We start from the raw sequence: 18619 nt of genomic DNA, 5'->3' as shown, positions 1-18619 counted from the left end.
TGTTTATGCTCCCTGGGCCGGGAGCAGGCCGTACTCCACCGCCCAGCGATAGCTGTTGCAGGCGGAGAACAGGTCCCTCCAGGCGCTGTCCAGGGCAGATTGGGCAGATGCCACTTCGTCCTGGGCATCCAGCACCGCGGAGCAGGTGGTCAGCCCCAGGTCATAGCGGGTCTGGACGGTGTCCAGCTGGGACTGCTGCCAAACCAGAGCGGACTGTGCACTGGCATACAGCTGCTCATAGTTGGCCAGAGAGTCATACAGGCTTTTGAAGCTGGTCTCGAAGTTCTGGACTGTGGACTGGTAGGTGAGCTGAGCGGCGTTCCAGGTATGCTCCGCCTGCTGGAGCAGGTACTGCTTGCGGGAGGAGCGGTAGTCGGAGCGGGCGTCCTTCCAATCCTCTTCCGCATCCTCCAGCGCCTTCTGGGCACTGCGCAGGGTCCAGCTGGCCGCCTTGGCGGCCTCCAGGCCGGCCTCATAGTCGGGGACCTCCCACACTGTCTCCGACCGGGTAGGCAGAGCGCCCAGTTCCAGCTCTCCGGTGGGGGCCTCACCGATGAGATTCTGGAGCTGGACCTTCAGCTCCCGGATGGTGGCGTCCAGGCTGTTCAGCTGGCTGACGGTCTCCACCCGGGTCTGCTCCAGCTGAGCCACCGTCTGCTGGGACACCTGGCCCAGCGTCTGCCGCAGGCGCAGCTCCTCCAAGCTCCGGTCCAGGGCGGCCAGGCCCCGCTGTCCGTCGGCGGCCTGCTGCTCCAGGCCCAGAAGGGTGATGTACAGCGTCTCGCCCCCGGAGACCACCTGGTTCACCGTGTCCTCCAGCTGCCACACCACATCGGCGTTGTCCGCCTGCAGCTCTCCGTCCTTGATCGCGTCAAAGGTCTCCCGCAGAGCGTCATAGGTCTGGTCCAGGGCGTCAGCACCCATGCTGTTGCCCATCAGGACCATCATCCACTGCAGATCGGCGATGTCGTTGATCTGTCGGCGCAAATCATCATACATCAGGTCATAGTCGATGCCCTCGATGCCGCCGATGTTCTCCGCCAGGATCAGGGCGCTCAGGCTCCCCTCCCGGATGCGGCTGTCCAGGTTGGCCCAGGTCACTGTCCCCTCCGGGTCGGGCCGGGGATTCTGGGTCTCCTCCGGGTCGGGCCGGGGATTCTGGGTCTCCTCCGGGTCAGCAGGGGCCTGCTGGACTCCCCCATTCTGGGCCCCGGTCTCCCGTGCGTTGTCCTCCCCCGGCTCTGCGGCCAGGGTGGGAAGGCTCAGCGTACCGGCTAGAATCAATACAGCCAGCAGCAGAGAAATTCTTTGTCTCATGGTTGTGCCTCCATCGTCGCTGCGCGTTCGTGCAGATTTTCTAACGGCGGTAGCATAGCACGCTCAGGTAAACTCATTGTAAACTGGGCCGCCCGGGCGGCAGGAAGAAAACGCCGGAAATCCCCCTCTCTGCCCCACATTTTTTAGAAAAACCCACAAAGAGCGACAGGAAGTTTACGTCTAGTTTACCCGAAGGGGCTATGCTGGTCTTCCAGAGGCGGGCTCTCCCTTTGACGGACAGCCCCTGGGACGATATAATGTCTGTGACACCCTATATCCCATGGATGAGATACTAGGCTGTTGTTCTTTCGTTGATTTTTGTTGTGGAACTATCAAAAATAACTCCGGCGCGGGAGAACTGCCCAGAGGGGTCTTCCCAAACCAAGGCCGGGGAAGGGAGACGGCAATGGCGACCATTCTGCTGGTGGAAGACGATACCTCTATGCGCCTGCTCACCACCGCCAAGCTGAAGCACCGGTATGCCATCATCAGCGTCCAGGATGGGGTGGAGGCCCTGGACGTGCTGGAACGGCAGCCAGTGGACTTAATCATTGCTGACGTGATGATGCCTCGAATGGACGGCTATACGCTGGTAAAGACCCTGCGGGAGCGGGGGGACCAGATCCCGGTCCTCCTGCTCACCGCCAAGCAGTCTTTCGAGGACAAGCGTGAGGGATTTTCCTCCGGCGTGGACGATTATATGACCAAGCCGGTGAACTACGAGGAGCTGATCTGGCGGCTGGATGCGTTGCTGCGCCGGGCGCACATCGCCAGCGAGCATCGGATCGTGGTGGGGCGGACAGTGCTGGACTCAGGGACATACACCGTCACCCGGGAGGGGGCGGCTATGGAGCTGCCCAAAAAGGAGTTCGAGCTGCTCTATAAGCTTCTGTCTTATCCGGGACAGATCTTCACCCGAAACCAGCTGCTGGACGGGGTCTGGGGCTATGACTCGGAGAGTGGGGAGGATACCGTGAAGACCCACATCAGCCGCCTGCGCAACAAGCTGCGGGACATTCCCGAGTTTCGCATCGTCACTATCAAGGGCCTGGGATATAAGGCGGAGATCACAAAGGAGGAGCAGCCATGAAAAAGCGACGTCCGTGGCGGAACCGCACGCTGGCCTTCTGGCTGTCCATCGAGTCCGTTGTGGTCACACTGGTGACAGTGGCCCCCTTTGCGATGCTCCACATTCTGGACCGGTTCCACTGGCTCCGGGCATCCACGGTCTCGGTGCTCGGAATTCTCGCGGTGATGGGGCTGGTGGTGGGGATCACCGCCACGCTGTTCAGCCGCCAATTCAACCGAATGGTGTCCGGCCTGACCCGGGGCTTAAAGGCAGTGGCAGACGGGGATTTTTCCCAGTATCTGGAGCCGGAGGAGGGCGGCCCCCTCCAGCCTGCCTATGAGGATTTCAACAAGATGTCCAAAGAGCTGCAGAGCATCCAGACCCTGCGCTCCGACTTCATCAACCACTTCTCCCACGAATTCAAGACCCCTATCACCGCTATCAAAGGCTTTGCGGAGCTCCTGCGGGAGCCGGACACCACCCCGGAGGAGCGTGAACAGTACCTCCAGATCATTCTGGATGAGTCCTCCCACCTGGCCGACCTGGCCAACAGCACCCTGCTCCTCACCCGGCTGGAGTCCCAGCAGTTTATTGCTGAGAAGCGCCCCTACCCCCTGGACGAACAGATCAAGCGGTGCGCCATCCTCCTCTCCCCCTCCTGGGAGAAAAAGCAGATCTCCTTTACCGCCAGCCTGGAGCCGGCGGAGTTCGTAGGCAACGAGGAGCTGATGCGCCATGTGTGGATCAACCTGCTCGATAACGCCGTAAAATACACCCCGGAAGGGGGCGAGATCACTGTGACACTCCAGGTCCGCCCGGAGGAGCTGGAGATCTCGGTCGCTGATACGGGCATCGGCATGCCGGAGGAGGTCCGCTCCCATGTCTTTGATAAATACTACCAAGGCAGCCGCTCCAGCGGCAGCGGGAGAGGCCTGGGGCTGGGGCTGTCTATTGTTTACCGGATCTTGGAGCTGTGCGGCGGCCAGGTCCGGGTGGATAGCGTGGTGGATCAGGGCAGCACCTTCACCGTCCGCCTCCCCTGTCCCCCAGCACTATAAGATTCTAGATGCCGTCCTCTTTTTCTCAAAAAATAAAAGACCCACACAGTTAAACTGTGTGGGTCTTTCTCTTTGGTGGAGATAAGCGGGATCGAACCGCTGACCTCTTGAATGCCATTCAAGCGCTCTCCCAGCTGAGCTATACCCCCATATTGTGCCTCACAGGGCAGAGGTTATTTTAGCAGACGCACTTACCTTTGTCAAGGGCTTCCGCCAATTTTATTGCAAAATATTTCTTAGAGCCGGGATACACAGGCCAGATACAACACACGTCACACGTCCGACTGAGTCTCCCCGGTTCTGCCCCACCCGTTCTGGCGTCTTTGCTCTCCGGCGCTGAGCCGCCCTTCCCCCGCTTTTCTCCTCTCCCGCAAGATCCGCCTTTTTTCTATTTTTCTATTGATGGCCCGGCGTCTGTTGTGGTAGGATAGAGGCATCATTCAACAAGAAGTGGAGGTACCAAAATGAAACAGGACATGATCCTTATTCTCGATCTTGGCAGCGAGGAAAACCCCCGTCTGGCCCGTGAGATCCGCGCTCTAGGTGTTTACAGCGAAATCCACCCCCACGATATCACACTGGAGGAGGTCAAGGCCCTCCCCAACGTGAAGGGGATCATCCTAAACGGCGGCCCCAACCGGGTGGTGGACGGTGTTGAGATCGACGCCGCCAAGGAGATCTACAACCACGATGTCCCCGTCCTTCTGGCCGACCACAAGGGTGATCAGCCCTGGCCCAGCGATGAGGAGGAACGCAAGCAGGCCCTCTCCAATTTCGTGTTCGGTGTGTGCGGCGCCCAGCCCAATTGGAATATGGAGAACTTCATTGCCGACCAGGTGGAGCTGATCCGGCAGCAAGTCGGAGACCGGAAGGTCCTGCTGGCCCTCTCCGGCGGTGTGGACTCCTCCGTAGTGGCTGCCCTTTTGATTCGCGCCATCGGCAAACAGCTCACCTGTGTCCACGTCAACCACGGGCTGCTGCGCAAGGGCGAGCCAGAACAGGTGGTGGAGGTGTTCCGCCATCAGATGGACGCCAACCTGATCTATGTGGACGCAGTGGATCGCTTCCTGGATAAACTGGCCGGCGCAGCTGATCCTGAGCAGAAACGCAAGATCATCGGCACGGAGTTCATCCGAGTGTTTGAGGAGGAGGCCCGTAAGCTGGAGGGCATCGAATTCCTGGCCCAGGGCACCATCTACCCCGACATTATCGAGTCCGGCACCAAGACCGTCAAGGCGGTCAAGAGCCACCACAACGTAGGCGGCCTGCCGGAGGATCTGAAATTCGAGCTGGTGGAGCCTCTGAAGATGCTCTTCAAGGATGAGGTCCGGGCCTGTGGCAAGGCTCTGGGCCTGCCCGATTCCATGGTGTACCGCCAGCCCTTCCCCGGACCGGGTCTGGGCGTGCGCTGTCTGGGCGCCATCACCCGTGACCGCCTGGAGGCCGTTCGGGAATCCGACGCCATCCTACGGGAGGAGTTTGCTGCCGCCGGGCTCCAGGGAAGGGTCTGGCAGTACTTCACCGTGGTGCCTGATTTCAAGTCCGTAGGCGTACGGGACGGTGTGCGCACCTTTGACTGGCCTGTGATCCTCCGTGCGGTGAATACCGTGGACGCCATGACTGCCACGGTAGAGGATGTGCCCTTTGCCCTGCTACAAAAGATCACCGCCCGCATCACCTCCGAGGTCAAGGGAGTCAACCGTGTGCTCTATGACCTGACACCGAAGCCCTCTGGAACGATTGAGTGGGAATAATTTCAGAGGTCGAAAAAAGCCTTTAAAATCAAGGTTTTTTGAGGATTAAAGCCTTTCGTGGCAACGATTTGGCAACACTTTTTCATTATTCATAAAAAGAGAGCTAACTGATTTTGATTAGTCAGTTAGCTCTCTTTTTCTTTTTATTATTGTCCTGTGCAACAAACGACCTCTCCCGTGGCCTACAAGTGAGAGGGTCAAGCGAGATCCTGGGGTGGCGTCTTCACATAGTTCTGGGTCTTGTCAAACTCCGGATAGTGGTAGCGCCACTTATCGTAGTCTTCCTTAGAGATTTCGCCCGCCTCCAACAGGGCAGCGGCTTGCTGCCAAGAGCAGAGCATCTCGTGCAGCTGGGCAGCGTCCTTGTTCTTTCGCACATCGACCTTCAAGCAGACTTCTCCATCCAGCTCACTGACTTTCAGCCCGTAGTTGTCCTCCAAGGTAAATAGAGTGTGCATGAGCCCCACATAGGAGTCTATGTCCGGGACGGAAAGTGCATAAGGCGAGACATCCAGCACCTCAGCCAAGGCGGCGGTCAGGTCTGCTTTTGGGGTTCTTGATCCTGTTTCGTACTGTGCAAGGCGCACATCAGCAGACTTCTCCGGGAAGCCCAGTGACATGCCAAGATATTTTTGTGTCATCCCCCGCAGGAGACGAAAAAAGTGAATTCGTTCACCAATCGCCATATCATCAACTCCAATCCTTGGTTGTCTTTACAAAAAGCGTAGCAGAAATGCTTAGGAAAGTCAATAGGATGCTAAACAATTTTATTTAATTTATTTTGTGTACGCCGATTGACATAAGCTATTATGCTTAGTCAAATAACTGGAGAAACTTTTTTCAAAATTCTTGGGTGCAAAATCCGAAAAAAGTGGCAGTAGAGAGTAAGGAGGTCTTTATGAAAAACAAAATTGGCAGGCAGAAACAATCAACAAGGAAAGGAAGGTATTTTATTTATGCAGAAACAGAGTTTTATGCGAGCAGACGAAGTTGCTCAGGAATTGGACATCTCCAAATCCCACGCCTACAAGGTAATCCATGGGCTTAACGAAGAATTGCAGGAGAAAGGATATCTGACAATCTCCGGCCGTGTCAATCGAGAATTCTTCAGGGAGAAGTATTACTATACCAAAACAGCAAAGGAGGAGTCATAATGGCCGTTTACAAGGAAGAAAAAACCGGTACTTGGCGGGCAGTTTATCGCTATACCGATTGGAATGGTGAGCGGAAGCAGACCCAGAAGCGAGGCTTCAAGACCAAGCGAGAGGCACAGGCCTGGGAGCGTGAACAGGTTCATAAAACCAGCGCTGATTTGGATATGAACTTCAAAAGCTTTGTGGAACTTTACACAGTGGATATGAAAACCCGGCTCAAAGAAAACACCTGGGCCACAAAGGAGCATATTATCCGCACAAAGCTGCTCCCCTACTTCGGCAAGTTGAAGATGTGTAACATCACTGCCCAGCAGATCATCACCTGGCAGAACGAGATGCTGAACCACAAGGATGAAAAGGGGCAACCTTATTCACCTGTGTACCTTAAGACGGTTCACAATCAACTCAGTGCCATCTTCAACCACGCGATTCGGTATTACAATCTCCGGGATAACCCTTGTAAAAAGGCAGGTAGCATGGGAAAAAAGAAAAACCGAGAGATGATGTTCTGGACTAAGGAGCAGTATTTGAAATTTGCCGAGGTGATGATGGATAAACCGCTATCTTTCTATGCCTTTGAGATGCTTTACTGGTGCGGTATCCGAGAGGGAGAACTTCTGGCTCTGGCCCCGGCAGATTTTGACTTTGAGAAGCGCACTGTCACCATCAACAAATCCTATCAGCGGCTAAACGGGCAGGATTTGATTACCACTCCAAAAACAGAAAAGAGCAATCGTGTCATCACTATGCCGCAGTTTCTGGCAGAGGAAATTCAGGATTACCTCAAAATGCTCTACGGAATTGGAGCAGATGACCGAATGTTCACCGTCACTAAGAGTTATCTCCACCGGGAGATGGACAGAGGCTCCAAAGAGGCTGGAGTCCCGCGTATCCGAATCCACGATATTCGTCACGGCGCGGTTTCGCTTCTTATCGACATGGGGTTCTCCGCCACTGCCATCGCAGATCGGGTAGGTCATGAGAGCATCGACATCACTTACAATTATGCACACCTGTTTCCGTCCAAACAAACGGAAATGGCAGATAAGTTGAATATGGAAAGGGGCAATTAAAAATGTCAGCAAAGAATTTGGATAAGCACAACCGTTGGAGAAACAAGGCCGTATCTTTCCGGATCTCTCCGGAGGAGGATGCCCAGATTGAAACAGCAGTCAAGCTCACCGGACTGACCAAGCAGGATTATATCATCCGTCGGCTGCTCTGCCGGGATGTGGTGGTGCTGGGAAATCCAAGAGTCTATAAGGCACTGCGAGATCAGCTGGCTGCTGTGCTGGACGAGCTACACCGTATTGAAGCCGGGCAAGGAGTAAATGAGGAACTGTTGGACACCATTCAGATGATCACAACCATTATGAAAGGAATGCAGGAGGATATTGCCTATGATCGATGAAAAAAAGAAAATGACCACCTAGGACTCATCTGTTGGCGCAGACGATGGGCAGTCAATCTCTAAAAACTCTGACATCAGTATAACCACTTCCAAGGAAGAAATCAACGATGAAGTTGTAAATCCGCAGGAAAGTCTGGAGGAAATGTACCGTAGGATACAGCGCATGAGCGACCCAGCTTACCTGCACACTGTAACCCTGGACGAACTTATGGACAATGTGTTTGAGGTAAAGTCCGCAGTGATTGAAAACCTGCTCTATACTGGAGCATATATCCTTGCCGGAACGCCCAAAATCGGCAAATCCTTTCTGGTGGCGCAGATCGCACACCATGTCAGCACCGGGCAGGATTTGTGGGGCTACAAGGTTCATCAGGGGACGGTACTTTACCTTGCACTTGAAGATGACGAAAGCCGTTTGCAGCGCAGGATGTTCCGTATGTTTGGTGTGGAGGGGACAAGCTCCCTCCACTTTGCTACCAGCGCCAAGATGATCGGCAGTGGTCTGGATGAACAGCTGGAAAAGTTTGTCCGGGAACACAGTGACACCAAGTTGATTATGGTGGATACCCTGCAAAAAGTCCGGGAGATGGTAAGCGACAATTACAGCTATTCCAGCGATTATGAGGTGATTGGAAAACTGAAACAATTTGCAGACCGGCATGGAGTTTGCATCCTGATTGTCCACCACACTAGAAAGCAGCCTGCGGGAGATAGCTTTGAGAAGATTTCCGGCACCACTGGACTGTCGGGCTGTGCAGATGGGGCACTCATCATGCAGAAAGAAAAACGAACTGACGGAAAGGCTACACTGGAAATTAGTGGACGGGATCAGCCGGATCAGCGGCTGTATCTAAGCAAAGACCAGGAGCGTTTGGTATGGCTTCTCGACCATGCAGAAAATGAGCTTTGGAAGCAGCCTCCGGACCCGGTGCTGGAAGCGGTAGCGAAAATGGTATCTGACGAGAACCGCGAGTGGGAAGGCAGTCCAACAGAGCTTTCTGAAGCCCTCCAGTTGAATATGGCAGTAAACCGCCTCACTAAGCATCTAAATGTAAATGCCAGCCGCCTGCTGGAAGAACATCAGGTGAAGTATGAATACAAAATCAAACACGAAGGGCGGCGTATTCGGTTGACCTACATGGTGATAGAAGCACCTATGGTTGAAGTAATAGAGTAAAGCGCGACGCTTGCAACGGTCGCGACGGTGTTTTGAGGGGTACTCTCAGTACCGTTGCGACCGTCGCCACCGTTGCGGAAAAAAAATATGAGGTGGTGTTTCGCCACCTCATATTTCCAAGCGCGCCCTATTTTAGGGCGTACCATGTAAATATTAAGGAGTAGCCCTCATGACTTGAAACCGGGGCACAGGATGCGAAGTAAAAGCGAAGGATGGGAAAAGATTTTGCCCACACATCTAGCGATGGCTACTGTGTTTCGCGGCAGCTATCAAGCGTAAGGGTGGAACGATTTGTTCCATAGCATCTTAAAGGGGACGGCGCTTTAGCGTACCCTTTCAAAGCGTTCGCAGAACGCGCAGCCACAGAATTAAATTCTGTGTTCAAGGGGGCTTGGGGGCGCTGCCCTCAACAAGCAGACGGCAGAAAATGTGAGTGTGTATTAACACTCGCATTGCTTGCCGGATTTGTGTGTGGATAGCCACACGCATTGCTTGCCGGTAACTAAAACAACCGAAACGGCCCTTGTGCCGCTGCGGAAAATCAATCAAAATTCAAGTATTGGGAGGTAACAACTATGAGAAAGATTTTGTCCTACGAGTTCAACCTGGATACCGCCTGTGTGGAGCTGTGTTTAGAGGACGGGACGCTGCTCTCCATCGACTGTACCGCTGTAGAGAATGAGGTGGCGAACAGCATGTACCAGCGGTCGGAGCTGGACTGGCTGATCTACAACGATCCCGCATCTTATGCCGAGATGGTTTTGAATGGAGATCCAGAACTATATCTAAAAACAGTGACCAAGTATGAGCCTTTAGATGACCGATTGGTATACCACCTGTAACAGATATTCCACCGAGATCAATAACATTAATGTTTGATTTTGTTCGTCCAAGAGAGTATAATATAATTACATGAGTAACCAGAAATTTGGAGGTAGCTATGTATATTTCAGTTAGTGATGCAGCTACAAAATTTAATATATCGAGGCGGCGAGTTCAGTTCTTGTGCGAACAAGGTCGCATTAGTGGCGCAAATATGATTGACGGTGTATGGCTTATTCCTGAGACGGCTACCAAGCCAGCGGATCGTCGCAAAAAGCACCTTGACGAAAATCAAATGAGTCTTTTCGATACGCAGAAAGGCTCATTTACAATAGATGACATTTGCAAAACTTTATCAATATCAAAAGCAACGGCAAAGAACTGGATTCGCTTAGGCAAGATTGTTCCCGATATGAACGGACAATTATTTAGTCCTGAATATATCGAGAAATTTGTAGCTGATCTTAAATCAAGCGATAACACGAAACTCAAAAGGCGTAGGAATAAGAAGAGCGCGACAGGTAAAGTTTTATATAAAGACTATGTTCATACTGAAAGCAACCAGATGTTGGCCGCTGAGTTGCTAGAGCTTGGCGTAATTGAGAACGAAAAAGAGTTGCGCATTGTTCTTGCTAATTTTGCTGTTCAGCTTTATTACCAAAGTCATAATATTTCATACCCAAACAACAGTGTTTTGCTGGATTTTTTATCTCAGCGCCCTACGGATGATTTCAATATTTTGATCAGAGATTTACTAGGAAGTTATGCGATTGATGGGGATTCGATCCAGAAGTTACAACCTGCATTAACAAAAGGAATTACCTTTGTACAGGGAGAAGACTCGTTAGGTCTTATCTATATTTCTTTGCAGGATATAGGGCGGAGGAAAAGTTCTGGTGCCTATTATACACCTGAAAAAGTGGTGAACGAGCTGATTGAAAGACTGTATGAGCAGGATGGGAATTTAGATCAAAAAACAATCTGTGATCCTTGCTGTGGTACAGGGAATTTCTTGTTAAGTCTTGGTGCAAAAGGAATAGATTGCTCAAATTTGTATGGTCAGGATATTGACCCGATAAGCGTCTATTTATCTCGAATCAATATTGCATTGATAGCCCCTCAAATATCTGTTGCGGATCTTCAATCTAGAATTATTATAGGCAATACATTCTTTGAAGCCTTTAAGCAAAAGTTTGATGTGATTCTCGGTAATCCTCCTTGGGGTTGTGATTTTTCAGAGGAAGATATTCTTAGGTGTCGCCAGCTCTTCAAAACAGCAGTTGGTAAGAGCGTAGAATCATACGATTTGTTTGTTGAAAAAGCTTTGACCATGCTTGTTAATAATGGTGTGCTGGCTTTTGTTCTTCCTGAAGCTATTTTAAGTGTTGCCGCACATGATACTGCAAGAAGGATTATGATTGATTCTTGTTCTTTCAAATTCATTAGTTATTTGGGCAATGTCTTTTCTGGGGTCCAGTGTCCTTCTATTATTCTTGGAATTACACCTAACGATGAAAGAACGGTGGTGGGTTGTAGGGTTACAACCGAAAATGATAGTTTTGTTATATCGAAGCCAAGAACTTTTCCTGATGGCACGCTCTCTCTCAATGTATCTGATGGAGAAAAACAGTGCTTGGATGTGATTGTAAGCATCAAAAATGCTGCCTATTTGAAAGGAAATGCAAAATTTGCACTTGGAATTGTTACAGGCAATAATAAGGAATACATATTAGCTGAAAAGCGTGATGATAATGAGATTATTCTAAAGGGAAGCGATATTCAAAGATATGGTATGACACCATCAGGGAACTATATCAGATTTGTTCCTGAGTCTTTTCAGCAGATAGCTCCAATAGAAATGTACAGAGCAAAAGAGAAGCTATTGTATCGTTTTATTAGTGAAGTTCCCGTGTTTACTTATGATGACCAGCAAACACTTTCTTTGAACAGCTGTAACATTGTTATTCCTGAAATTGATGGCATTGAGATGAAATATGTTCTTGCAATCCTTAACTCAAGTGTTGCGTCTTACTTTGTCACAAAGAAATTCAATTCTATTAAATTACTTCGTTCGCACATTGAGCAAATACCGATACCGATTGTTTCAAAAGATATTCAAGTAGCTATCGTAAAAAAAGTAGACCGCATAATGAATTCATCCGAAAACATCAGCGGTCTATATGAAGAGCTGGATGGTGATATTATGGCGTTGTATGGATTAAATGCCAATCAGATTGAAACAATTCAAACCGCACTGAGCAGAAAAAATTTATTCCTTAAAGAGAGCTAAGCAAATTATATAGTTCCTCGTATGTAAGCCACTGAACGAAGTGGTTCTGCATATGATAATCAATACTACTACGGTTTAGATGAAATTGTCCTTCACCTTCGTTGCCTTTGTGCTGCTTGTCCGAGTATCCAAAGCAAGACAAAATCTCACTAGAATGCATTTTGAAAATGGCAATTCGATCAGCAAAGAAAAGGCCATAGTAGAGGACATCAAATTCCAAGCGCTTTACCTGTTGAATGTTGCAATCAAAATCATATTCGTACATTTCAGTGCTGTTTAATGCCCGATTGCCGAGGTTCGCTTTTTTACACTGATCTATAGCATTTGAGCGGTTAATTACCGCTTCATTTGCTTTCATGACAGTAGAAAACTTGATTTCAATTCTTTGGTGGCCAACCTCGTCATATCGGTCGTGGAACTGATTATGCGATTTTGTGAAGCTGTAAAGAGCCTCTATCATCAGTTCTGCTACTGTCCCAAATCTGCGTGTGCGCAAAGCAAAAATTCCATCCCGAAATTCTTTAATTTCATCATTCATTTTGATCATTCTCCCTATTTTCTAAAAGTAGTTGGTAGGGCTCTATTTCAAGAGCATCTGCGATTTTTTGTATATTTTCTAATGATATGCTTCTGCGAAAACATTCGATTGCACTGATATATGTTCTGTGCATACCACATTTTTCGGCAAATGCTTCTTGGGATAAGCCAATTCTCTGCCGATAAGCCTTAACATTCGATCCGAAAACTTTAATTATGTCCATACTTGTAAACCTCCAATTTATATGCTACAATAATGAATACAATAAGTCTACATACAATAAGTCACTACATTTTGTTTGCAATAAGGAGATAGCAAATGAAACTACGGAACTTTTTATATCTGAACACGAAGGTAATTGAGGATTATATCGCTGCGATTGACGGATATACCTATGATGAAGAGTCACAAGCAATCGCAACCAGTAGCGAAAACGCTTTGACAGGGAAAAGTGCCCTCGGCATTGCTTCAGGAAGTGGTTCCCACACAGGTAAGCAGTCTGAAGAAATCAAAAGATCTGTACATATCAGTGATGCGGCGAAGTTCGAAAAGGTTCATAAATATTTGCGGTCAGATGAAGAAGATGGGCTGAAGTACTTTGAATTTTTGACCGATACAGACTATAGTGGCCTATATCGGGATGATTTTCTGGAAGTCTTGGTTACTGCTCGCTTTTCTAAGATGAAAGAGTTGACCGATAGTGTAATGAAAATTGCAGAGTTGGCTGCGGTTTTTGAGACTATTACAAATCAGCAGATTTTGGACAAAAAGACAACCGAATCTGTACAAGGTTTTTCGGCGTTAGGGCAGATTAAATCCGGTAAAGAAATTACCTGTGTGTTTGAATTTGCAGACGGAAAGCATCCAATAGTTGCGTATTTGGATGAAAGTTACTTTAGATGTAGCCAAGATAATTTTGTTGGACAATCCTATTTGCTATGTAAAATTGTTCGTAAAATACCTAAGGGGCAAAGTATCAAGTTGGATGAAATTTTCGACGATTTCAAGAAGCTACCTCTTAACAGAGCTCAGCGAAGGAATATGCCGAAGAATATGGATAACCCCGCAGAGCTTCGTGATGTTATTAAAGGGCCTGCGCTCGTTGTTCTTCCCATCGCTGTATATCAGTGAGAGTGCATTAAATCTGTGGCAACACCATGGCAACAAAAAATCAGATAGCCCCTACTATCTGAATAATGAAAATAATGCCGATACCCTGAACTAAATCTCATAAGCAAATCTGTTTAGAAAACTTCTGACAGGATTGAATGGGAATAAGTTCAGAAGCCTAGAAAAGCCTGATTTTACTAGGTTTTTGAGGGGTTAAGGCCTTCTGTTCCAACGATTTTTCAACATTTTTTCATGATTCATAAAAAGAGAGCTAACTGATCTTGATTCGTCAGTTAGCTCTCTTTCTGCTGATAGTATCTTTTACGGTATATAGGCTCTGCATATTTGGCTATCTAAAGCGATGGTCAACCATTCAAACTTTTGATATCTCTGCATTCTTTCCATACCCTAACAGGTGGCAACAAAGTCTATGGTCTTTTGAATATTAGCTTTGGATGTATTTTTCAGTTACCTTACTGCGGAAGTTATCTCTAAAATTAAACACATAATAGGGCACTCCTGTTCTGAACGCAACACTTCGCGCATACTCTACATCTTCCAGTGCACAGCAGGTTCGGCTCCGAGCAGTTTCCGTAGATGGATCATCAAATAGCTTCATGGTGCATCCAACGTAGTCATAGCCTCTATTCTGTGTCAGCAGAGCGGCGCCGCTGCTGTCAACGCCGCCGCTCATAGCGATCAAGCTTTCACCTGCTGCAGTGAGCACAATGCTCACAATCCGGGAACAGGCTGTGGTCATAAGGAATGCCATTTTTATCGTAATAATCCTTGACCGCCTTTTTTATAGCCTCCTCCGCCAATACAGAGCAATGGAGTTTATGAGCCGGAAGTCCATCTAATGCTTCAGTAACGGCCTTGTTGGTCAGTGCAAGGGCATCGGTCAACGATTTGCCCTTAATCAGCTCTGTTGCCATAGAACTGGAAGCAATGGCGCTGCCGCAGCCGAATGTTTCAAACTTCACATCGGTAATGGTGTTATCCGCGATCTTCAGATAGATCTTCATAATGTCCCCGCAGACAGGATTACCAACCTCTCCAACACCGTCTGCATCGTCTATGATACCTACATTCCGAGGATTTCGGAAATGATCCATTACTTTATCACTATACAACGCCATAGACACACCTCTTATCTTTCAAATATGTGGGGCCGTTTACCATTGACCAAGTCTCTCCAGAAAGGAGAGATATTCCGCAGATAGTTTACCACATCTGTGACGGCAAGAATGATCTCATCGATATCTGCTTCTGTCATGTCCTCGCCGAGGCTGAGCCGCAGAGAACCATGGGCGACCTCGTGGGGTCTGCCGATTGCCAGCAGCACATGACTGGGATCAAGAGAGCCGCTTGTACAAGCGGAGCCGGAGGAAGCGCAGATACCCTTGTCATCCAGCAGAAGCAAGAGCGATTCACCTTCGATGCCCTCAAAACAGAAATTCACATTACCGGGCAGCCGATGTTTGTGATCGCCGTTCAGTTCGCTATAAGGAATCTGATCCAATCCATGGATCAGCCGCTCCCGCAGGACCGTTAGTTTTGCGCTGTGCTCGTCCATGGCCGCACAGGCTTCTTCCAGCGCCGCTGCCATGCCCATGATGGCAGGGATATTCTCTGTACCCGCGCGTTTTCCGCGCTCCTGCGCGCCGCCGTTGATTATAGTTTCCAGGATAATACCGCGCTTGGCATACAAAGCACCGATTCCCTTCGGACCGTGAAATTTGTGTGCGGAAAGGGAGAGCATATCGATGTTCTGTTCTTTTACATCAATGTGCAGGTGTCCCGCCGCCTGTACTGCATCTGTATGAAACAGCACGCCTTTCTCCCGGCAAATAGCCCCAATCTCTGTGACGGGCTGAATAGTACCGATCTCGTTGTTTGCATACATGATGGTCACAAGGCAGGTGTCTTCCCGGATGGCTTCAGCCACCTGCTCCGGCCTCACAAGTCCTGTATTGTGTACGTCCAGAAGGGTGACCTCAAAGCCTTGCTTTTTCAATTTTTCCAGGGTATGCAAAACGGCATGGTGTTCAAACGCCGTGGAAACAATATGCTTTTTGCCTCTGCGCATCCCCAGCGCAGCGGCGGTCATAATGGCCTGGTTATCCGCCTCGCTGCCTCCGGAGGTAAACGTGACCTCCCGCGGATCGGCATGGAGGCAGGCCGCGATCCGGCTCCGGGCATTTTCCAGCGCTTCCTTGGCCTGCTGTCCAAAGGCGTAGAGGCTAGAAGGGTTGCCGTAATATTCTTCCATATAGGGCAGCATAGCATCGATAGCCGCCTTGCTCATTTTGGTGGTTGCAGCATTGTCTGCGTAAATCATAATATACTCCTCGGTCTTTCATCTGCAAACATGGGAGTGGAAAGGTATCTGTCGCCGGTGTCCGGCAGCAGGGCCACAATGGTCTTACCCTTGTTTTCGGGGCGCTTTGCCAGCTCTACAGCAGCCCAGACAGCGGCGCCGGACGAGATGCCCACCAGCACTCCCTCCTGCTGTCCCACACGTCTGCCATATTCAAAGGCATCCTCATTGGACACTGCCAGGACTTCATCATAGATCTCGGTGTTCAGGTTGTCTGGCACAAAGCCTGCGCCGATGCCTTGGATCTTGTGGGCTCCGGCCACTCCCTGAGAAAGGACCGGAGAGGCCGCCGGCTCCACCGCTGCCACCTTGACAGCGGGGTTCCGACTCTTGAGATATTCGCCCACACCGGTAATGGTGCCGCCCGTACCCACACCGGCAACAAAGATATCCACCTCGCCGTCGGTATCTGCCCAGATCTCCGGGCCAGTAGTGGCGCGGTGCGCGGCGGGGTTTGCCGGGTTGACGAATTGGCCGGGAATAAAGCTGTCCGGAATTTCCTTTGCCAGCTCCTCTGCTTTGGCAATGGCTCCCTTCATTCCCTTCACCCCCTCGGTGAGCACCAGCTCCGCGCCATACGCCTTCATCAGCTGGCGGCGCTCCACGCTCATGGTGTCGGGCATGACAAGGATGATGCGGTAGCCCCTTGCCGCGGCAACAGATGCCAGGCCAATTCCCGTGTTGCCGGAGGTAGGTTCAATAATAACTGACCGGGTATTCAGCGATCCCTTCGCTTCGGCATCATCGATCATGGCTTTCGCAATACGATCCTTAACAGATCCGGCGGGGTTGAGGTATTCCAGCTTTGCCAAGATCCTGGCTTCCAGGCCCTCGGATCTTTCAATATGGGTAAGCTCCAGCAAAGGCGTCTTGCCGATGAGCTGGTCAGCAGAAGTATAAATGTTTGCCATGGTCATACCTCCTTGACACGCTGGAACGCCTGCTCCAGATCTGCGATAATGTCATCAATGTGCTCTGTGCCGATGGAAAGACGGATGGTATTCTGGTAAATTCCCACGTTCTCCAGTTCCTCCTCCGTAAGCTGGCTGTGTGTGGTGGAAGCTGGATGAATCACCAAACTTTTGACGTCCGCTACATTGGCCAGCAAAGAGAAAATCTTCAAATTGTCAATAAACCGGAAGGCATCCTCCCGTCCGCCCTTGATTTGGAATGTAAAAATGGAAGCGCCGCCGTTCGGAAAATACTTTTCGTACAGCGCGTGATCCGGATGTTCCGGCAGAGAAGGATGATTGACTTTTTCCACCTGGGGATGGGAAGTCAGGTATTTCACCACTTTCTTTGCGTTCTCCACATGACGCTCCAGCCGGAGACTCAGGGTTTCCGTACCCTGAAGCAGCAGAAAAGCCGCAAAGGGACTGATGCAGGCACCCTCGTCCCGCAGCAGGATTGCGCGGATATAGGTAACAAAAGCGGCCTTTCCCGCAGCCTCTGTAAACTTTACGCCATGGTAGCTGGGATTCGCTGCGCTGATCCAGGGGTATTTTCCGCTTGCCGCCCAATCAAAGCTGCCGCCGTCCACAATGATACCGCCCAGGGTCGTGCCGTGGCCGCCAATGAACTTGGTGGCGGAGTGGATCACAATGTCAGCGCCGTGTTCAATGGGACGGATCAGATAGGGGGTGCCGAATGTATTATCGATTACCAGCGGCAGTCCATATTTGTGAGCAATGTCAGCAATGGCGTCAATGTCAGGAATATCACTGTTGGGGTTGCCCAGGGTCTCAATGTAGATGGCCTTGGTGTTGGGCTGGATCGCATGTTCCACGGCGGCGAGGTCGTGGACATCCACAAAGCTGGAGTTGATGCCGTAGAGTGGCAAGGTGTGGGCCAACAGATTACTGGTGCCGCCGTAGATGGTCTTTTGTGCTACAATGTGCTCTCCCTGTTTTGCAAGCGCCTGAATGGTATAGGTGATCGCGGCGGCGCCAGAGGCGACAGCCAGACCGGCAACACCGCCCTCCAATGCGGAAATGCGCTGTTCAAAAACACCTTGGGTGGAATTGGTCAGGCGGCCATAGATGTTGCCTGTATCAGCCAGACCAAAGCGATCTGCTGCGTGCTGACTGTTATGAAATACATAAGAAGTGGTAGCGTAGATGGGAACCGCACGGGCATCAGATGCAGGGTCAGGGTGCTCCTGGCCCACATGGAGTTGGAGCGTTTCAAATTTGTAATCAGACATAGTTGTGTTCCTTTCTGTTCCATGATTTATTTTGCTAGGAAGAACAGATAACACATTCGTCCGAAACGGAAGTTATTCCGCAGAAGTCTGAAAAAATGTTTTTGCATAACCGGCTCCTTTTACCCACGGAATTGGTATGTATAATGTTATACCACCATTTTCCTACTAAGTCAAGGGGTAATTAAAAAGTTGCTGTTGCGTATTTGTAGGAATACAATACACGTTCGTGGGGAATTTTTTATAATAGCCCTTGACAAGTAGAGGGCATAGTAGTATAGTGATAAAAAATTTAATATCCTAAACCGTTGAAGCGGAGATAACGGCAATCATGCCTTT

Annotated in this window: 19 protein-coding genes and 1 tRNA gene; 10 read left to right on the top strand and 10 right to left on the bottom strand. The window is 50.0% G+C overall.

What is annotated here, in order from left to right; all coding sequences use genetic code 11:
- Positions 1-3 precede the first annotated feature (3 nt).
- Positions 4-1317, bottom strand: a complete 1314-nt coding sequence (locus L9O85_RS04895; protein WP_301579757.1) for a TolC family protein — start codon at positions 1315-1317, stop codon at positions 4-6.
- A gap of 406 nt (positions 1318-1723) precedes the next feature.
- Between L9O85_RS04895 and L9O85_RS04890 the strand changes: the two genes are divergently transcribed.
- Positions 1724-2407, top strand: coding sequence for a response regulator transcription factor (locus L9O85_RS04890; RefSeq protein ID WP_108982088.1), 684 nt, complete (start codon positions 1724-1726; stop codon positions 2405-2407).
- Positions 2404-3444 carry a sensor histidine kinase gene (locus L9O85_RS04885; RefSeq protein ID WP_050624085.1) on the top strand — a complete coding sequence of 347 codons (1041 nt, stop codon included), beginning with the start codon at positions 2404-2406 and terminating at the stop codon, positions 3442-3444. Before L9O85_RS04890 ends, L9O85_RS04885 begins: the two co-directional genes overlap by 4 nt.
- 73 nt (positions 3445-3517) lie before the next feature.
- Here the strand turns inward: L9O85_RS04885 and L9O85_RS04880 are convergent.
- Positions 3518-3593, bottom strand: a tRNA-Ala gene (locus tag L9O85_RS04880).
- Between the two features lie 315 nt (positions 3594-3908).
- Between L9O85_RS04880 and guaA the strand changes: the two genes are divergently transcribed.
- On the top strand, positions 3909-5198 hold the full coding sequence (gene guaA, locus L9O85_RS04875) for a glutamine-hydrolyzing GMP synthase (protein ID WP_108979409.1): 1290 nt from the start codon (positions 3909-3911) through the stop codon (positions 5196-5198).
- A gap of 197 nt (positions 5199-5395) precedes the next feature.
- Here the strand turns inward: guaA and L9O85_RS04870 are convergent, their stop codons facing one another.
- A complete protein-coding gene (locus tag L9O85_RS04870; RefSeq protein ID WP_276756887.1) occupies positions 5396-5884 on the bottom strand; it encodes a helix-turn-helix domain-containing protein in 489 nt (162 codons plus the stop codon).
- 270 nt (positions 5885-6154) lie between these two features.
- On the opposite strand from L9O85_RS04870, the gene L9O85_RS04865 reads away from it, so the two are divergent.
- The 6 genes from L9O85_RS04865 to L9O85_RS04835 all read left to right on the top strand — a co-directional run bounded on the left by L9O85_RS04865 (position 6155) and on the right by L9O85_RS04835 (position 12052).
- A complete protein-coding gene (locus L9O85_RS04865) occupies positions 6155-6352 on the top strand; it encodes a DNA-binding protein (RefSeq protein WP_276756889.1) in 198 nt (65 codons plus the stop codon).
- On the top strand, positions 6352-7425 hold the full coding sequence (locus L9O85_RS04860) for a site-specific integrase (RefSeq protein WP_276756891.1): 1074 nt from the start codon (positions 6352-6354) through the stop codon (positions 7423-7425). Before L9O85_RS04865 ends, L9O85_RS04860 begins: the two co-directional genes overlap by 1 nt.
- Before the next feature lie 2 nt (positions 7426-7427).
- Positions 7428-7763, top strand: a complete 336-nt coding sequence (locus L9O85_RS04855; protein ID WP_276756893.1) for a plasmid mobilization protein — start codon at positions 7428-7430, stop codon at positions 7761-7763.
- Between the two features lie 163 nt (positions 7764-7926).
- Entirely contained in the window at positions 7927-8940 is a 1014-nt protein-coding gene (locus L9O85_RS04850; protein ID WP_430688778.1) for an AAA family ATPase, read from the top strand.
- Between the two features lie 575 nt (positions 8941-9515).
- Positions 9516-9782 (top strand): DUF6061 family protein, encoded by a 267-nt coding sequence (locus L9O85_RS04845; RefSeq protein WP_276756897.1) that lies wholly within the window; start codon positions 9516-9518, stop codon positions 9780-9782.
- 98 nt (positions 9783-9880) lie between these two features.
- Positions 9881-12052, top strand: coding sequence for a TaqI-like C-terminal specificity domain-containing protein (locus L9O85_RS04835; protein WP_338078612.1), 2172 nt, complete (start codon positions 9881-9883; stop codon positions 12050-12052).
- Here the strand turns inward: L9O85_RS04835 and L9O85_RS04830 are convergent.
- Together L9O85_RS04830 and L9O85_RS04825 are read right to left on the bottom strand one after the other, a co-directional pair.
- Positions 12039-12590, bottom strand: a complete 552-nt coding sequence (locus L9O85_RS04830; protein ID WP_301579753.1) for a hypothetical protein — start codon at positions 12588-12590, stop codon at positions 12039-12041. The genes L9O85_RS04835 and L9O85_RS04830 overlap by 14 nt on opposite strands.
- Entirely contained in the window at positions 12583-12813 is a 231-nt protein-coding gene (locus L9O85_RS04825) for a helix-turn-helix domain-containing protein (protein WP_276756901.1), read from the bottom strand. The genes L9O85_RS04830 and L9O85_RS04825 overlap by 8 nt, the downstream gene beginning before the upstream one ends.
- Positions 12814-12908: 95 nt before the next feature.
- Here L9O85_RS04825 and L9O85_RS04820 point away from each other — a divergent pair, with 95 nt between their 5' ends.
- The gene (locus tag L9O85_RS04820) at positions 12909-13721 is read left to right on the top strand and encodes a DUF6414 family protein (RefSeq protein ID WP_276756903.1); all 813 of its coding nucleotides are present in this window, start codon (positions 12909-12911) and stop codon (positions 13719-13721) included.
- A 424-nt stretch (positions 13722-14145) separates the two neighbouring features.
- Here L9O85_RS04820 and L9O85_RS15160 read toward each other — a convergent pair whose 3' ends face one another.
- Genes L9O85_RS15160 through L9O85_RS04800 form a run of 5 tightly spaced genes read right to left on the bottom strand, consistent with a single transcriptional unit; the run spans position 14146 to position 18283 of the window.
- A complete protein-coding gene (locus L9O85_RS15160) occupies positions 14146-14394 on the bottom strand; it encodes a hypothetical protein (protein ID WP_430688786.1) in 249 nt (82 codons plus the stop codon).
- 13 nt (positions 14395-14407) lie between these two features.
- Positions 14408-14839, bottom strand: a complete 432-nt coding sequence (nifU, locus tag L9O85_RS04815) for a Fe-S cluster assembly scaffold protein NifU (protein WP_050625030.1) — start codon at positions 14837-14839, stop codon at positions 14408-14410.
- A gap of 11 nt (positions 14840-14850) precedes the next feature.
- Positions 14851-16041, bottom strand: coding sequence for a cysteine desulfurase NifS (nifS, locus tag L9O85_RS04810; protein WP_256182644.1), 1191 nt, complete (start codon positions 16039-16041; stop codon positions 14851-14853).
- The gene (gene cysK / locus L9O85_RS04805) at positions 16038-16991 is read right to left on the bottom strand and encodes a cysteine synthase A (RefSeq protein ID WP_256182645.1); all 954 of its coding nucleotides are present in this window, start codon (positions 16989-16991) and stop codon (positions 16038-16040) included. The genes nifS and cysK overlap by 4 nt, the downstream gene beginning before the upstream one ends.
- Positions 16992-16993: 2 nt before the next feature.
- A complete protein-coding gene (locus tag L9O85_RS04800) occupies positions 16994-18283 on the bottom strand; it encodes an O-acetylhomoserine aminocarboxypropyltransferase/cysteine synthase family protein (RefSeq protein WP_050625033.1) in 1290 nt (429 codons plus the stop codon).
- Positions 18284-18619: the final 336 nt, after the last annotated feature.

Origin of the sequence: Lawsonibacter asaccharolyticus (assembly GCF_022453915.1) — a bacterium.
In the GTDB taxonomy this organism is placed as follows: Bacteria; Bacillota; Clostridia; order Oscillospirales; family Oscillospiraceae; genus Lawsonibacter; species Lawsonibacter asaccharolyticus.
Note: the sequence above shows the minus strand (reverse complement) of the source record. Positions and strands in the feature narration are given on the sequence as shown.

Excerpts from the sequence above, each read along its gene's own strand:
- nifS (WP_256182644.1), bottom strand. The coding sequence starts at position 16,041 with ATGATTTACGCAGACAATGCTGCAACCACCAAAATGAGCAAGGCGGCT.
- cysK (WP_256182645.1), bottom strand. The coding sequence starts at position 16,991 with ATGGCAAACATTTATACTTCTGCTGACCAGCTCATCGGCAAGACGCCT.
- L9O85_RS04820 (WP_276756903.1), top strand. The coding sequence starts at position 12,909 with ATGAAACTACGGAACTTTTTATATCTGAACACGAAGGTAATTGAGGAT.
- L9O85_RS04800 (WP_050625033.1), bottom strand. The coding sequence starts at position 18,283 with ATGTCTGATTACAAATTTGAAACGCTCCAACTCCATGTGGGCCAGGAG.
- L9O85_RS04860 (WP_276756891.1), top strand. The coding sequence starts at position 6,352 with ATGGCCGTTTACAAGGAAGAAAAAACCGGTACTTGGCGGGCAGTTTAT.
- L9O85_RS04835 (WP_338078612.1), top strand. The coding sequence starts at position 9,881 with ATGTATATTTCAGTTAGTGATGCAGCTACAAAATTTAATATATCGAGG.
- L9O85_RS04890 (WP_108982088.1), top strand. The coding sequence starts at position 1,724 with ATGGCGACCATTCTGCTGGTGGAAGACGATACCTCTATGCGCCTGCTC.
- nifU (WP_050625030.1), bottom strand. The coding sequence starts at position 14,839 with ATGGCGTTGTATAGTGATAAAGTAATGGATCATTTCCGAAATCCTCGG.
- L9O85_RS04845 (WP_276756897.1), top strand. The coding sequence starts at position 9,516 with ATGAGAAAGATTTTGTCCTACGAGTTCAACCTGGATACCGCCTGTGTG.
- guaA (WP_108979409.1), top strand. The coding sequence starts at position 3,909 with ATGAAACAGGACATGATCCTTATTCTCGATCTTGGCAGCGAGGAAAAC.
- L9O85_RS04865 (WP_276756889.1), top strand. The coding sequence starts at position 6,155 with ATGCAGAAACAGAGTTTTATGCGAGCAGACGAAGTTGCTCAGGAATTG.
- L9O85_RS04885 (WP_050624085.1), top strand. The coding sequence starts at position 2,404 with ATGAAAAAGCGACGTCCGTGGCGGAACCGCACGCTGGCCTTCTGGCTG.
- L9O85_RS04850 (WP_430688778.1), top strand. The coding sequence starts at position 7,927 with ATGAGCGACCCAGCTTACCTGCACACTGTAACCCTGGACGAACTTATG.
- L9O85_RS04870 (WP_276756887.1), bottom strand. The coding sequence starts at position 5,884 with ATGGCGATTGGTGAACGAATTCACTTTTTTCGTCTCCTGCGGGGGATG.
- L9O85_RS15160 (WP_430688786.1), bottom strand. The coding sequence starts at position 14,394 with ATGAGCGGCGGCGTTGACAGCAGCGGCGCCGCTCTGCTGACACAGAAT.
- L9O85_RS04895 (WP_301579757.1), bottom strand. The coding sequence starts at position 1,317 with ATGAGACAAAGAATTTCTCTGCTGCTGGCTGTATTGATTCTAGCCGGT.
- L9O85_RS04830 (WP_301579753.1), bottom strand. The coding sequence starts at position 12,590 with ATGAATGATGAAATTAAAGAATTTCGGGATGGAATTTTTGCTTTGCGC.
- L9O85_RS04855 (WP_276756893.1), top strand. The coding sequence starts at position 7,428 with ATGTCAGCAAAGAATTTGGATAAGCACAACCGTTGGAGAAACAAGGCC.
- L9O85_RS04825 (WP_276756901.1), bottom strand. The coding sequence starts at position 12,813 with ATGGACATAATTAAAGTTTTCGGATCGAATGTTAAGGCTTATCGGCAG.